This is a genomic window from Pseudomonas lyxosi, assembly GCF_047758685.1.
GTDB classification, from domain to species: Bacteria; Pseudomonadota; Gammaproteobacteria; order Pseudomonadales; family Pseudomonadaceae; genus Aquipseudomonas; species Aquipseudomonas lyxosi.
The window spans coordinates 6,038,801-6,052,064 of the sequence record NZ_CP180481.1; the positions used below are offsets into that span (position 1 = coordinate 6,038,801).

Below are 13,264 nucleotides of genomic sequence, written 5' to 3' on the forward strand. Positions count from 1 at the left end.
TTTGAAACGAGCGAATCAGCCCTCACGCACTTCGAGGGTCGGCACCATACGGATAGCTTTCGAAAAGTTGGCGTAGTTGACAGAGGTTTTGAGCACCACGTTGTGCAGCTCTTCAACACGCTCACGGGAGGCGTCGGTATGCAGGCGAATCACTACACTCACTTCGTCGTAGCCCGGGTTGACGCTTTCGTCGATGCCCAGGAAGCCACGCAGGTCGAGGGTGCCGTCAGTCTCGATTTCCAGGCTGTGAATCTTGATCCCCATCATCGCGGCATTGGCGGCATAACCGACCGACATGCAGGCGTTGAGAGCGGCCATCAGCAGCTCTTGAGGGTTAGGCGCAGTGTTTTGGCCCAGCAATTCATTAGGCTCATCGGCGACGATTTCGAAATCCCGCGAGTAGGTTTCACCGGCCAGACTGTAGCGATTGACTTTGGCCACAGAGCGAGTCTGGCCTTTCCACTGAGTCTTGACGTTGAAGCTCGCGTGGCGCTTGGTCGCATCCTCAGCAACGCCTTGGGCAAACTGCTGGAGTGCGGCGACATCGATACCATTCAGGTTGTTGCTCATGTGTTCGTTCCTCTTCGGATGGACCGGGCGTTTGGCCCGGAAGAGAAACAAGCCTACCAACTAGTAGGTTGTCGATCAATAGATTATTCTTCTTATAACCAATCGCCAAAAAAAACCAGCTTCGACAGAGTTTTCCTGAATAGGGATAACTCCGATAACAATGCAGTAATTTCTACTTAATCTTGTACTTCTGGTCACACACCGAAAGTGTAGACATGGGTAGGTATCCGCAACCCAAATGCGAGACTAGACGTACGCTCGTCAGATTGAGTGCGCGCAAAAAGAATTCAGAGAGTGCGAGCTAAGCGGCTGAAACCACTTACGAGGCGGGAAAACGGACCGAGCCAGCAGGGGCAGAATCGGTCGTTTTATGACGCAGAAAAAAGCTGATCGAACCTCAGTGATGCGTTTCGGTAACCCGAAGCCCATCTAAAATGAAATCAAATCCTGAAGACTGTTCGTAATTGTCGCTCAGCGCCCAAGATACAAAGCTGCCACCTTCCAACGTATTCAAGATGAACCTGGCAACCTTCACGCCGTCCAGCTCAGCTTTGAGTTCCCCTGCCGCCTGGCCCAGTGCGATATTGGCCTGAAGCCAATTGAGATGGATTTCGAAAAAGTCCCGCGTCAATTCCTTTAGGCTTTCAGGCAAAGCCAGCAATTCCGCTGCCAGGGCGCCGCAGAGTGGAAGCATCGCGTTTTTACTGCTTTGCGCGAACATCAGGGCGAAGGCATTGAGCCGATCGATAATGCCGGTATTTTCATCATTGATGCATTCCAGCTGATTCTTGAACCGGAACAGATAACTCTCAACGATGGCGATCGCCAGACTTTCTTTGGTGGGAAAGTGGTGGTGAATACTCGCCTTCTTGATACCGATGTCTTCCGCCAGATCGGCATAGCTGAAGGCTGCGTAGCCCTTGGTACGCAACAGAATCTCAGCGCTGGTCAGGAGGTCGGAACGTGTACTCATGATGCCGTTTCCAAATTTATCAATGCGGCATCATAAATTAGTACTTCTTCATAAGACAGCGCTCAGGTTGCGCACCTATGAACCACCCTCTGGAATCGGCCACAAGCAGTCAGCCGTTTCACAGCGCTGCATTCTCCTCAGTGAAATAGGCCCAACGTTAGATTATTAATTTTCTACTGTTGCCGCTGCCGCGCTCATGAGGTACTGAAAGAACTCGCATAAAATACTGGCTTGATTAGGATAATCGTAGGGATAAAGACTTTAGAAATCAGCATGAATTTATTGTAAAACAGGTACTTAAGTTTTCATTCGAGTCCAGGTCGGGAGCCAGACAGCAATATCGAAAAGCCCCTGAATCGAAAGGTTCAGGGGCTTTTTTGTGGCTTTTCATAAAGTCAAAAGATCGCAGCCTGCGGCAGTTCCTACATGTAGGAACTGCCGCAGGCTGCGATCTTTTCCTCCCGCTATAAACCGTCAGACATGCTCACTGCTTTTCGCATGCACCGAGCGCGGTTCCGCCGGTCCATGGTCCACCTCCACCACCGGAATCTCATTCCCGTCGCAGTCACGCAACTTGCCTTCGCTGAAATAATCCCCTTCACGCAACGCTGCCAGATCCTGATAACGCAGGACGCGCTCAGTACCGGCCGCGAACACCGACTGCTGATCGGAGTTGCCGGCAGTGAGGTGGTTGAAGGTCAGGTTCAGCACGATCGCCATGATCGCCGAGGAGCTGATGCCCGAGTGGAAGATCGTGGCGAACCAGCTTGGGAAGTGGTCGTAGAAGTTCGGCGCAGCGATGGGGATCATGCCGAAGCCGATGGAGGTGGCGACAATGATCAGGTTGACGTTGTTGCGGTAGTCGACCTTGGACAGCGTACGAATACCGCTCGCCGCCACGGTGCCGAACAGTACGATACCGGCGCCACCGAGGACAGAAGTCGGTACAGCCGCGATGACGCGGCCCATAAATGGCAGCAAACCGAGGATCACCAGAAACAAACCGCCGGTAGCCACCACGAAGCGGCTCTTGATCCCGGTCACCGCCACCAGCCCGACGTTCTGGGCGAACGCGCTTTGGGTGAAGGAGCCGAAGATCGGCGCGATCATGCTCGACAGCATGTCGGCGCGCAGGCCGTTGCCCAAGCGTTTGGAGTCGACTTTGGTGCCGATGATTTCACCCACCGCCAAGATGTCGGCCGAGGTTTCCACCAGGGTCACCATGACGACGATGCACATCGACAGGATCGCGGCGAAGTGAAAGGTCGGCATGCCGAAATGGAACGGTGTCGGGAAGCCGAACATCGGGCCTTGAGTGACGGACGAGAAATCCGCCATGCCGAGGAACACCGCGATCACCGTACCGATAACCATCGCCAACAGGATCGACAAACGGGAGATGGTCGCGCTGCCGATCTTGCTCAACAGCAGTACCAGCACCAGCGTCACCGCCGCCAGACCGATGTTCGCCATGCTGCCGAAGTCCGGGGCATGGCTGTTGCCGCCCATGGCCCAGCGTGCAGCGACTGGCATCAGCGTCAGGCCGATGGTAGTGATCACAATGCCCGTGACCAGCGGCGGGAAAAACTTGGTGATCCGAGAGAACACCGGCGTGATCAGCAGGCCGATCAACGACGCGGCAATCACCGCCCCGAGAATCGATTGAAACCCGCCCTCCCCGCCACTGCTGACAATCGCCACCATCGTCGCGACGCCAGAGAAAGACACGCCCTGTACCAGCGGCAATTGGCAGCCGAAAAACGGCAAGCCCAGGGTTTGCAGCAATGTCGCCAGCCCCCCTGCAAACAATGAAGCAGCAATCAACAAACCGATGTCCGCCGGCGAGAGCCCGGCCGCCTGGCCGATGATCAAAGGCACCGCGACGATGCCGCCGTACATGGTCAGAACGTGTTGCAGGCCGTAAGCCATATTCGCGCCGACCCCGAGATTTTCATCCTCAGGCCGTTGGTGTGAAACATGGGGCGTTTTCATGGTTTGGGGGGTTCCCTGGTTTTTGTTGTGCGCACACTGTATGCAAGACCCAGGACAAATGTCTATAGAGTTGTATACAACTAATCGGTCAGATGATGGACACATAGCCATTTCACACCAGAGACTTGCGCCGCAGCATCCCTGATATGAAGCCAACACCTCCCGGCAACATGACGCAAGGCAAGACGTGCACTACTTTGATAGAGGTACGCTCTCACTGAGACCACGATAGGAAATCGACATGAGCAAGGCTGACCAACTCGCCGCAAAACTGAAGCAAACCCAGCACTCCAGCGCCGACGAGACACTTCGTGCAGATCACCAAATAGACAGCTGGCCTGCACAGGTTTACGAGCTGTACCACCTCATCGAATCCTGGCTGGCGCCGCTCAGCGAAGCCGGGCTGAACATCCGGCGAGTGCCGACGCACGTCTTCGAGCGTCATCCCGATGGGGCGACCTACGACTACGCCATCGACCAGTTACTGATTGAAAGCAACCACCACAGCATCACCTTCGACCCCGTTGCTCGTTTCACTGAGGATGGTGCCGGGCGGGTCGAGATCCGCACCCAAGGGAAAGCACTCTCGATGCTGCGAACCGTGAGCGAACACGGCGAGACACAGTGGTGGCTGCAAGCGATCGATCAATCCGGGCAACAGCCGGATGCGATTGCCATGACCGAAGACAATCTGCTTTCGGTGGTACAGGAGGGTCTGCAGCTTTGAGGCTCAGGGCTGTTGAATCAGCCCTTCAATAACCCGGCGCAACGCCGCCTCCCGCGGCACCCGAATGTCGAATTCGCTGCGCAACAACCCCAGCAATTCATCCACATCAGTCACCTGCCGCCGTTCAGTCTCACGGCCGATCCGATGAATCGCAAAACTGCCGTTGTTCAGCGTGCGGCGCCATCCTTCGCCGGTGCGCGCCACCATCAGCTGCCTGGCAAACGACGATTCGGGATGGGTCGAGACGTACCAGTTACCGACGGCGTAATCGATGTCTTCCTGGCGCTGCAAATCGAAAATGTACATCGCCCGCCATTCGCCGCCGACGTTGGCGCGCAGGGTGTAGCCATCCTCGTGCTGCTCGATGCGATAGGGCTCGTGAGGTGTGAACTGTTCAGCCGGGGTATCGAGCATCAGCGGTGCGGTGGGCACCATGCCGCCGAAGCCGACGTCGGTGATGTAGCGCACGCCGTCCAGGGTTACCAGGCTCAAGCGGTGTGTACGGGCGGTCCATGCGCCTTCGGGTTGGCCCATGACCACTCGGCCGGAGATGCCGCGAGCGTCGAAGCCCAGCGTCTGGAGCAAGGCCAGGAACAGGTTGTTGAGTTCGTAGCAGTAACCGCCGCGTCCATCGTGCAGGACCTTTTGTTCGATAGACGGCAGGTCGATGAGCACCGGTTGGCCCGACAACGTGCTGAGGTTTTCGAACGGAAAGGCGCCGGTGTGGCGCAGTTGAAGTTGGCGCAGGGTTTCCAGGGTCGGCGCCGGAGGCGCGTCGAAGTCCAGGCGCTGCAGGTACAACGCAAGATTGCTCAGGTGTGGCTCGCTCATTGCTCAGTCCTTATGCATGGCGCCGGATTTCTCCGCCGATGGGCGCCATGTATAAGGGAAAAAGCGGTTCGACTGACAATTGATTTAGCCAATCGCCGCACACCTGAAGATCAACGCCGCTTGCGCGAACTCAAGCGAATCCACGTCGGTGCATGATCACTCGCGTGGGGCTCGTTGCGAACCCAGGCATCGACTCCGGCCTCCTGCAGATAAGGACTCAGCGCCGGGTTAAGCAACAGATGATCGATGCGCAGCCCTGAGTTTTTCTGCCAGTGCTGGCGAAAGTAATCCCAGAAGGTATAGAGCCGATCCTCTGGATACAGATGGCGCAAGGAGTCGGTCCAGCCCTGGGTCAGCAGGCGCTGATAACACTCGCGGCTTTCAGGTTGCAGCAACGCATCCTTCAACCAGGATCGCGGGTTGTAGATGTCCAGATCGGTGGGCACCACGTTGTAGTCACCGGCCAGCACCACGGGATGCTCACTGGCCTGAAGCGTCTGCGCGTAGTGGATCAGCCGTTCGAACCACGCCAGCTTGTACTCGAACTTCGGCCCCGGCTGCGGGTTGCCGTTGGGCAGGTACAGGCAGCCCACCAGAATCCCGTGCACGGCGGCCTCCAGATACCGGCTATGGGTGTCGCTGTCATCACCCGGCAGGCCTCGACGACTCTCCAGCGGCTGAGCATCCCGCGCCAGAATCGCTACGCCGTTCCACGAAGACTGACCTTGCCAGATCGCGCCGTAGCCAGCCGCCTCTAGCTCGGCAGCGGGAAATGCACTGTCAACCGACTTGAGCTCTTGTAAACACGCGATGTCTGGCTGCTCTCGCTCAAGCCAGGCCAGCAAGTTCGGCAGTCGGGCGCGCATGCCGTTGACGTTGAATGTCGCGATTTTCAGGTTCTTCATGCTCCAACGCTCGCAACGCAGGGTCGATGTCCAGTTGTGACCGGGGGTGCGTCCCGGCAGTTGCCTCTACGAGCGAGTCAGGCGACTAAAGGCACGCCCCTACACTGGAAACTCGTCATACGACGCCTTGAGCAACGGTAGCAATGCCTGCTTTTCCATGGGGCGACTCAAGTAGAAACCCTGCACTTCATTGCACTGGTCCGAGACCAGGAAGTCCAGTTGCTCCAGGGTCTCGACGCCCTCTGCCGTCACGGTCAGGCCCATGGCTTTGCCCAGGTTGATGATCGCCTGCACCACGGCGCGGTCATTGCCGCCGCCGCTCATGGACGAGATGAAACGCTTGTCGATCTTGATTCCGTCGAACGGGTACGTGCGCAAGTAACCCAGGGACGAATAGCCGGTACCGAAGTCGTCCATGTTCAACCGCACGCCCAGTTCCTTGAGCGCATTCATGGTCGCCAACGCGCCCTCCACATCGATGAGCATCACGTTTTCGGTGATTTCCAGCTCCAGACGACTGGCCGGCAAACGGGTCTGGATCAATGCCTCCCTGACGTCCTCCACCACATCGCTGCGGGCAAATTGAACAGGCGACAAATTGACCGACACCATCAATGCACCGGGCCAGGTCAGGGCCGTTTCACAGGCTTCACGCAACACCCAGCGCCCCAAAGGCACGATCAGGTCAGTCTGCTCGGCCAAAGGGATAAACTCGTCGGGGCTCAGCAGCCCCTGTTCCGGATGCTGCCAGCGCAGCAACGCTTCCACCGAGACGACCTGCTTGCCGCCCATGTTGTAGCGCGGCTGGTAATGCATCACGAACTCGTTGTTCTTGATCGCCCGGCGCAGGTCGTTTTCCAATTGTCGGCGGTGCTGGATCTGATCGTTCATGTGCGGCGCAAAGTAGCACCAGGTCTTCTTGCCGTTGGATTTAGCCTGATACAGCGCAATGTCGGCACACCGGATCAGCTCGTTGGGAATGTGACCCTGACGCCGACTCAAGGCGACACCGATGCTCGCGCCGATGTGCAGCGTGTGATGCTCGTAATGAATCGGCTGCTGCAGGTTCTCGAGCAAGCGTTCGCAGAACCGGTCGATTTCAGCGTGGCTGTCCATGCCGTTGAGCACCAGCACAAACTCATCACCACCGAGCCGGGCGACCAGATCGATGTCCCGCGTGCACTCGCGCAATCGGGTGGCCACTTCCAGCAGCACGGCGTCACCAGCCGGGTGACCAAGGGAATCGTTGATCGGCTTGAAGTTATCCAGATCGATCATCAACAGCGCCAGCGCCGCCGAATGCCCTTTCTGCGCCAGGGCCTCGTCGAGGAAACGCGCCAGTTTGTTGCGATTCGGCAGCCCCGTCAGGGCATCGTGCAACGACAGATGCTGGATCTGGGCATGGGCGGCGACTTCATCGGTGATGTCGCTGGCCGTTCCGCGATAGCCCAGCACCGCGCCCTTGCGTTGGATCGGTCGTGCCGAAACCCGGCAAATACGCTGTTGCCCCGACTGATCGCGATAGGAGCAGCGCAAATGGCTGACGGGCTGTTCTTCATTGAGCTTATGCAGCCACTGCGACAAGGACATCGTATCGCAATTGAGCAGTTGCCCGATGTCCTGCCCTATCCATTGCTGATCGGAAAAACCGGTGACGGTGGCAAAACGTCCTGACAGATAAGAGATGCAATGCTTGTCGTCGATCTCCCAGATCCAGTCGGAAGCGGCCTCAGCCACGGCGCGAAAACGTTCTTCACTGGCCTCCAGCGCCTGGTTCGATAAATCGAGGCTGGTGTAGCTGGCATCCACGTGCCCGGACGTGCGCAAGACATACCGGAAGAAATAAGTCGTTAACAACGCCAGCACCAACAGCGCGCCGCCCAATGGCGGCAGCAGCGACCAGAGTAACTGGTGACCCGGTTGCTCAAGTCGGGAAACCAGGTTGTAGCCGGTGTCCGCCAGTGCCACGGCTGGCCTGCCGGGCGAGATGGTGTTATCAGGCGCCAGGTTCAAATCATGCAAACCGTAATCGGCGCTCAAGGCACTGAGTTTGTCAGGGCTTAATTGATCGACGAACACCAGCACCGAAGTGCTTTGGGGATCGACCGCCGGCCTTTCGTCATTGGGGACGATCGCGGCAGCCGTCAACAATGCCGGTTTGCCCTCGAACAACGTGAACTGGCTGATCGGATCAATGAGGCTTTCCTGACGCTGGACTGTCTGTATCAGCGTCGCCATCGATGCCGAAAGGTAGGTGGTCGCCGCCTCCTGCACCTGAAGCCCGCGCACCATTGCGTATTTGGTTTGCTGATGATCGACCACGAAGACGCCATCGTAGTGATCGATGCTGAACAAGGTTTTGCCCATGTTCTGCTCGACGTAAGCCCACTGCACATCGACCTGGCCGTTCAAGTGGTCGTAGGCAGTCGTCCAGTTTGCATAACTGGCGATGTAGTTTTTCGAGGCGGTGATGCGGTTTTCCAGCGCACGCTGGGTGTAGAACGTGGTCTTGGCCAGGTCCTGGGCGTCCAGCCGCCCGGCAATGTTGAACAAGGCCAACAGGGCGATCAGCACACCCAGAACAAACAGCAGGCCGACGACCAACACCAGGTTACGGGTTATCGGCGTATGACGAGGAGCGGTGACGGTGGTAACGGCGGTCATATCCATGCACTTGATCCTGTCAATCGATTGCCTGATCGGGATGCGACGCTCGCAATGCTTTTTTAACAGGGCACTCGCCGAACGTTCATTGACCATAGCAGCCATGCTGGGCCCTGGCGCCTGGATAACGCAAGGCATTGCAGCAATTGAAGAACCGTTAATACAACCATTGCCAATCGACGGCCGCTGCCCTGTAATTGCACGAATCGCCCGCGTACCTTTTGATGCCGAGAATGCCTGTTGATGGACACACTGGAAGGCATCGTGCTCCACGAACGGATCATGCCGGACGAACGCAAGCGCCCTGCCCTTCACACCGACATCAGGTAACGACTCATCTTGGAGACGCACCATGATGACCATCAAAATGACTTCGCGGTTACTGGCTGGAGTGCTGTCCGCCATGTCCGTCGGCATTTTTGCAGCCTCAGGCGATGGCGCTGATGCGACCGGTGCCCGATCGGGTTCAATCGGCGGCTCGACAATGGCGCCCAACAATAACCCTGGCCACCCCTCGAGCGACCATAACGCTAACGGCGGCAACAGCGGATCGGGATCGCCGGGTGGCGGAAATGGTGGCAATGCCGGGAACAGTGGCTCTGGCGCGGGGGGTGGCACGGGCGCGGCGGGCGGTGGAACAGGCGGTGCCGGCGGCGGGACGGGCAGCTGGACGCGTAAAAGCAGCCGATGATCGACGGCTGCTTTTGGGCCTGAAACGCGGGGCTAGGCTGGCTTGACGGGTGGCGGGTTCCACTTGCCGTTCAAAACCGCGGGCTTGGGCCCATACAAACGCATGGTCAGATTGAGCCTACCCTTCGCCCGTTGACCACGCGAGTGAGCGTTGGAACCTTCCACGTCTTCAGTGCCTGCGCGTCCTCGGGCACGGTCTGCAGCGCTGCTTTGATTTCAGGGTCCAGCGTATCCATGTTGAACGATTTTCCGGGTTCGATACCGATACGCTTCATCTGCGCCAGGATCGGTTGATCACTGATGTGCGCAGGGTGCACTTTGAGCAATTCGGCGGCGTAGGCGAAGTAGTCGGCCGCCGACATTGAGTCCACCTGGATCTTGGGCGGGGTCTTCATGTCCACGACCGGGTCAATGTTCACGTTGACCGGCTCGGGGCTTTTACCCAGCCGGGACAACGGTGTCACGGTGTAGCCAGCCTGAATTTTGTGCACGGCCGCGTAGTCCGCAGCGCCGTCGGTCTTGGTGCGGCCAATGACCCAGACAAAGGGCGTAGGCGCCGGCAGATGGTTCAGTCCGGCAGGCACCGTCCCGGTCCAGCCCGGCGGTGTCACCAGAAACTGCCCCGCCTGGGTGCCCGTGGTGCGCCAGCCCGGTGAGGCGAATACATCGGTCCACATGTCGAGCATCGGCAGCAAGTAAAAACGCCCGGCCGTATCGGGTGCCGCGATCACCAGCGGTTCTTGGGTCAAATCCAGCCAGGCAATGGAATACAAGGTGTCGACGTTCGAGCGCACCACCCCTTTGAAATCTGCAGGTGGATACTGCGGAACGCTGACAAACATATTCATCGGGCCTTTACCGAATTCCTTGCCCGATTCGATGTTGGTGAATTGTTTGCGGGTGATGTCCATGGTCAACAGCGGATACAAATGAAGGTAGGCATCCACGCCGATGGCGTGTGCTTCTTCGGCTGTGACTTTCGATTGAGCATGGCTCGCGAGCGGAAAGATGACGCAGGCTGCAACGGTTAGAGCAACGGCTGTCAATGCTTGAGTAATCAACATTTTGACGATCATCCGTGCGGTGGGGAGGCCTGCCAGGATCGGCAGCGTTACCGCAACTCTAGACGATCAATTGAAGAGGATCTGACAGGCAGACAGCCGGCTGGCCGGGGTGTTGCGCGGGTGAAACAACATCGAGGGACACCTCAACGATCCGAACGCAGCAGTGCCTCGACACCGCCCTCCATCGACAGCACCGCCGAGCGGTTTCGCCCCGAATGCTTGGCTTGATACAGCGCCGCGTCCGCACGTTCGATGAACACTTCCATGCTGTCTCGACCCGTCGGCACAAACGAATAACAACCCAGACTGACCGTCACGAAGCCCGAGGGCGAACCGCTGTGGATGATGTTCTTGTCCATGACACTGCGGCGTATCTGCTCGGCAATCACCATCGCGCCGTGAATGTCGGTGTCGGGCAGCAATACCGCAAATTCCTCACCGCCGTAGCGCACTGCCAAATCGGCTTTTCGATGGCAGCAACCCTTCACCGCCCGCGCCACTTCAGCCAGGCAATGGTCCCCCGCCACATGGCCGTAAGCGTCGTTGTAGCGTTTGAAGTAATCGATATCGAGCATGATCAGGCTCAGCGAACTCGACTGCCGGGCGCCTCGGCCGAACTCGATGTCCAGCGCCCCCTCGAACAGCCGGCGATTGGCCAGGCCGGTCAGGCTGTCGTGGGTCGCGATCAGTTTCAGCGCTTCCTTTGCCTTGCGCAAATCCGCCTCGACCTGTTCACCGACACGCACCTGATAAAGGAACATCCAACCGAACAGCCCCACGCCCAGCACCACCAGGGCAACGATGACCGAGGAACGAAACGCCGTGTCGTACCAATCCTTGAGAATCGATTCCTTGGACGAGGCGGCAGACACGACCAGCGGATAAGTGTCGAGCTGACGGTAGCCATACAACCGCACAACACCATCGACCAGCGAGCTGAACATCGCGTTACCAGAGGGCGCGTTGGGCAGCAATTTCTCGAAGATCTCGCTCTTGGCCAGAGACGTGCCAATCAGAGACTCCACAAACGGCCGTCGCGCCAGCAACGTTCCGTCGGTCAAGCCCAAAAACATCGAACCGTTGTCATCAATGCTGAAGCTTTTGAAGAACTGATCGAAGTACGCCATCTTGATACCGGCCAACAAGACGCCCTGGAAATTGCCATTCTTGTCGTTCACCCGTTTGGATATCGGAATGATCCACTCGCCATTTTTTCGACTGCGAATCGCCGGCCCGATGTGCGCCAGGGATGAGGCATTCTGCTGGTGATACTTGAAGTACTCGCGATCCGCCACACCCGGGCCGCGCGGCAGATCGTCGAAAGAGGTAACGACCCACTGACCCTTTTGATCGAACAGAAATATCCCGTGCAATTGATTCAGCGCCTGCACCCGCCGGGCGAACGTTTTCTGCAAGCGTGCCTTTTGGGGCGCGCCGAAACCGTCAGCCTGAATCCAGTCGGCCAGACTGGTCAGCACCAGATCGGCTTGCATGAAGGTGTCTTCGGCTTGTTGCGCCATGGCCCGCGTCAGGTTTGTAGACGCCACTTGCGCCAATGCCAGGTCATGCCGGCGCGATTGCTCCAGTTGCAGGTACAGCAAACCGCACAGGCTCAGGCACACGACCGCGATAAACAGCACCGCTGCTTTGCGCAGAGGTAACCGTTTCAACGTGACGCCGGTGGCGTTGTGCGGATCGTGAAGAGGGATAGGCAAAAGCGCGTCCTGTAAGGGTAAGGCATGGGTAACACCCCAAAACCCTTATTTTTTGTGAGCTTAGTCTACGGGGGGGTATGGGGCAAATGTCCTTTGGCCAGTCGCCGCATCGCGCTGTGCAAATGCGCCCGAGCACTTTCTGCATCCCCCAGGCGCATTTGTTCGTATGCCCGCTGGGCAATCTCATGGGGCACCGGTTTGAGTTCGCGCTGGGTCGCCATCGCCATCAACTGCACCTGGGCGGCACGCTCCAGGTAATACAGATCGTCCCAGGCTTCGGCGATGGTTGGCCCGGCGACGATCACCCCTGGTTCTTCAGAAACAGAATGTCGGCATCGCCCATGACGCTGGCAATCCGGTCGCCTTCAGACTCGTCGAGCGCCAGACCGTTGTAGTCCTCGTCCACCGCCGTACGGCCGTAGAATTTCAAGGCCGTTTGCCCCTGCCACAACAGCGGCGGGCCTTGCAGCAGGCACAACGCCGTGGCGTGAGTGGCGCTGTCCTCTGAAGCCGTTGAAGCGTTGGCCAGCGACCTCGATCTGGAGATTTTGCGCATTGGTGAACCGGAGGATTTCGACGCTCGACGCCTGGCAGTCATTCTCGCCGGCTTCAACCGGGCCAGACCTGAAGCGCGCCTGGAAACCGTCAGCGGCATGAGCATCGATCTCAAGCAGAAACTGAGCGCGGACGCCCTCGACATTGCGCTGGTCAAGCGCGAACCGGACAGCGGGCCGTGTTGGGCAGCCTGGCCGGAAGTGTTGGTGTGGGTCAAAGGTGCAGGCGTGGATTCAGCCAACGGGGTATTGCCATTGGCGCTGTTCCCGCAGGGCTGCATTTACCGTCAACGGGCCATCCGCCTGCTGGATGTGGCCCAGCGTCCCTGGCGGGTTGCGTTCGGCAGTCATAGCCTGACAGGCATTCAGGCCGCGGTGGCTTCAGGCCTGGGCGTGTCGGTGTTGCCCGCTTCGGCGGTATTGCCTGAGCACAGTGTGTGCACCGACCTGCCCGAATTGCCGCCGACGGAGTTGGCGTTGATCAGCCGCGAGGGAACGCTGACGGGGTTGCAACGAGCGTTGGTGGAGTTTTTGCGGGATGAGCTGGGCCAAGCATAATCACCAGACAAAAAAATGGGC

10 protein-coding genes and 3 pseudogenes are annotated in these 13,264 nt (G+C 58.2%); 4 read left to right on the top strand and 9 right to left on the bottom strand.

All coding sequences use genetic code 11. The features are described from left to right. Positions 1–15: 15 nt before the first annotated feature. The 3 genes from ACMXYI_RS27750 to ACMXYI_RS27760 all read right to left on the bottom strand — a co-directional run bounded on the left by ACMXYI_RS27750 (position 16) and on the right by ACMXYI_RS27760 (position 3,535). Positions 16–570, bottom strand: a complete 555-nt coding sequence (locus ACMXYI_RS27750; protein ID WP_104910643.1) for an OsmC family protein — start codon at positions 568–570, stop codon at positions 16–18. Between the two features lie 397 nt (positions 571–967). Beyond that, on the bottom strand, positions 968–1,543 hold the full coding sequence (locus ACMXYI_RS27755) for a TetR/AcrR family transcriptional regulator (protein WP_071550876.1): 576 nt from the start codon (positions 1,541–1,543) through the stop codon (positions 968–970). Positions 1,544–2,017: 474 nt separating this feature from the next. Next, positions 2,018–3,535: a nucleobase:cation symporter-2 family protein gene (locus tag ACMXYI_RS27760; RefSeq protein WP_415770161.1), complete on the bottom strand. Its 1,518-nt coding sequence runs from the start codon at positions 3,533–3,535 to the stop codon at positions 2,018–2,020. Positions 3,536–3,776: 241 nt separating this feature from the next. Between ACMXYI_RS27760 and ACMXYI_RS27765 the strand changes: the two genes are divergently transcribed. After that, entirely contained in the window at positions 3,777–4,262 is a 486-nt protein-coding gene (locus tag ACMXYI_RS27765; protein WP_415770163.1) for a hypothetical protein, read from the top strand. A gap of 3 nt (positions 4,263–4,265) precedes the next feature. On the opposite strand, the gene ACMXYI_RS27770 is transcribed toward ACMXYI_RS27765, so the two are convergent. The 3 genes from ACMXYI_RS27770 to ACMXYI_RS27780 form a co-directional block, all read right to left on the bottom strand. Next, the gene (locus ACMXYI_RS27770; protein ID WP_415770165.1) at positions 4,266–5,093 is read right to left on the bottom strand and encodes an arylamine N-acetyltransferase family protein; all 828 of its coding nucleotides are present in this window, start codon (positions 5,091–5,093) and stop codon (positions 4,266–4,268) included. Between the two features lie 110 nt (positions 5,094–5,203). Next, positions 5,204–5,998, bottom strand: coding sequence for an exodeoxyribonuclease III (locus ACMXYI_RS27775; RefSeq protein ID WP_415770167.1), 795 nt, complete (start codon positions 5,996–5,998; stop codon positions 5,204–5,206). 99 nt (positions 5,999–6,097) lie between these two features. Then, a complete protein-coding gene (locus tag ACMXYI_RS27780) occupies positions 6,098–8,668 on the bottom strand; it encodes a bifunctional diguanylate cyclase/phosphodiesterase (RefSeq protein ID WP_415770169.1) in 2,571 nt (856 codons plus the stop codon). On the opposite strand from ACMXYI_RS27780, the gene ACMXYI_RS27785 reads away from it, so the two are divergent. Together ACMXYI_RS27785 and ACMXYI_RS27790 are read left to right on the top strand one after the other, a co-directional pair. Further along, entirely contained in the window at positions 8,667–8,906 is a 240-nt protein-coding gene (locus ACMXYI_RS27785) for a hypothetical protein (RefSeq protein ID WP_415770171.1), read from the top strand. The genes ACMXYI_RS27780 and ACMXYI_RS27785 overlap by 2 nt on opposite strands. Positions 8,907–9,014: 108 nt before the next feature. Next, complete coding sequence (locus tag ACMXYI_RS27790) at positions 9,015–9,353, top strand: hypothetical protein (protein ID WP_415770173.1); 339 nt, start codon at positions 9,015–9,017, stop codon at positions 9,351–9,353. 127 nt (positions 9,354–9,480) lie between these two features. On the opposite strand, the pseudogene ACMXYI_RS27795 reads toward ACMXYI_RS27790, so the two are convergent. From ACMXYI_RS27795 to ACMXYI_RS27805, 3 genes and pseudogenes are all read right to left on the bottom strand, one after another. Then, positions 9,481–10,416 (bottom strand): annotated as a pseudogene (locus ACMXYI_RS27795) (DUF1254 domain-containing protein); the annotation flags it as partial. Positions 10,417–10,559: 143 nt separating this feature from the next. Further along, entirely contained in the window at positions 10,560–12,131 is a 1,572-nt protein-coding gene (locus ACMXYI_RS27800) for a sensor domain-containing diguanylate cyclase (RefSeq protein WP_415770175.1), read from the bottom strand. Between the two features lie 65 nt (positions 12,132–12,196). Next, positions 12,197–12,624 (bottom strand): annotated as a pseudogene (locus ACMXYI_RS27805) (class II aldolase/adducin family protein); the annotation flags it as partial. Between ACMXYI_RS27805 and ACMXYI_RS27810 the strand changes: the two are divergent. After that, a pseudogene (locus tag ACMXYI_RS27810) lies at positions 12,623–13,243 on the top strand (LysR substrate-binding domain-containing protein); the annotation flags it as partial. The pseudogenes ACMXYI_RS27805 and ACMXYI_RS27810 sit on opposite strands and share 2 nt — an antisense overlap. Between the last annotated feature and the right edge of the window lie 21 nt (positions 13,244–13,264).

What these genes read in the sequence shown, in the direction of transcription:
- ACMXYI_RS27755 (WP_071550876.1), bottom strand. Translation starts at nt 1,543, where the DNA reads ATGAGTACACGTTCCGACCTCCTGACCAGCGCTGAGATTCTGTTGCGT.
- ACMXYI_RS27760 (WP_415770161.1), bottom strand. Translation starts at nt 3,535, where the DNA reads ATGAAAACGCCCCATGTTTCACACCAACGGCCTGAGGATGAAAATCTC.
- ACMXYI_RS27750 (WP_104910643.1), bottom strand. Translation starts at nt 570, where the DNA reads ATGAGCAACAACCTGAATGGTATCGATGTCGCCGCACTCCAGCAGTTT.
- ACMXYI_RS27775 (WP_415770167.1), bottom strand. Translation starts at nt 5,998, where the DNA reads ATGAAGAACCTGAAAATCGCGACATTCAACGTCAACGGCATGCGCGCC.
- ACMXYI_RS27770 (WP_415770165.1), bottom strand. Translation starts at nt 5,093, where the DNA reads ATGAGCGAGCCACACCTGAGCAATCTTGCGTTGTACCTGCAGCGCCTG.
- ACMXYI_RS27785 (WP_415770171.1), top strand. Translation starts at nt 8,667, where the DNA reads ATGCACTTGATCCTGTCAATCGATTGCCTGATCGGGATGCGACGCTCG.
- ACMXYI_RS27765 (WP_415770163.1), top strand. Translation starts at nt 3,777, where the DNA reads ATGAGCAAGGCTGACCAACTCGCCGCAAAACTGAAGCAAACCCAGCAC.
- ACMXYI_RS27780 (WP_415770169.1), bottom strand. Translation starts at nt 8,668, where the DNA reads ATGGATATGACCGCCGTTACCACCGTCACCGCTCCTCGTCATACGCCG.
- ACMXYI_RS27790 (WP_415770173.1), top strand. Translation starts at nt 9,015, where the DNA reads ATGATGACCATCAAAATGACTTCGCGGTTACTGGCTGGAGTGCTGTCC.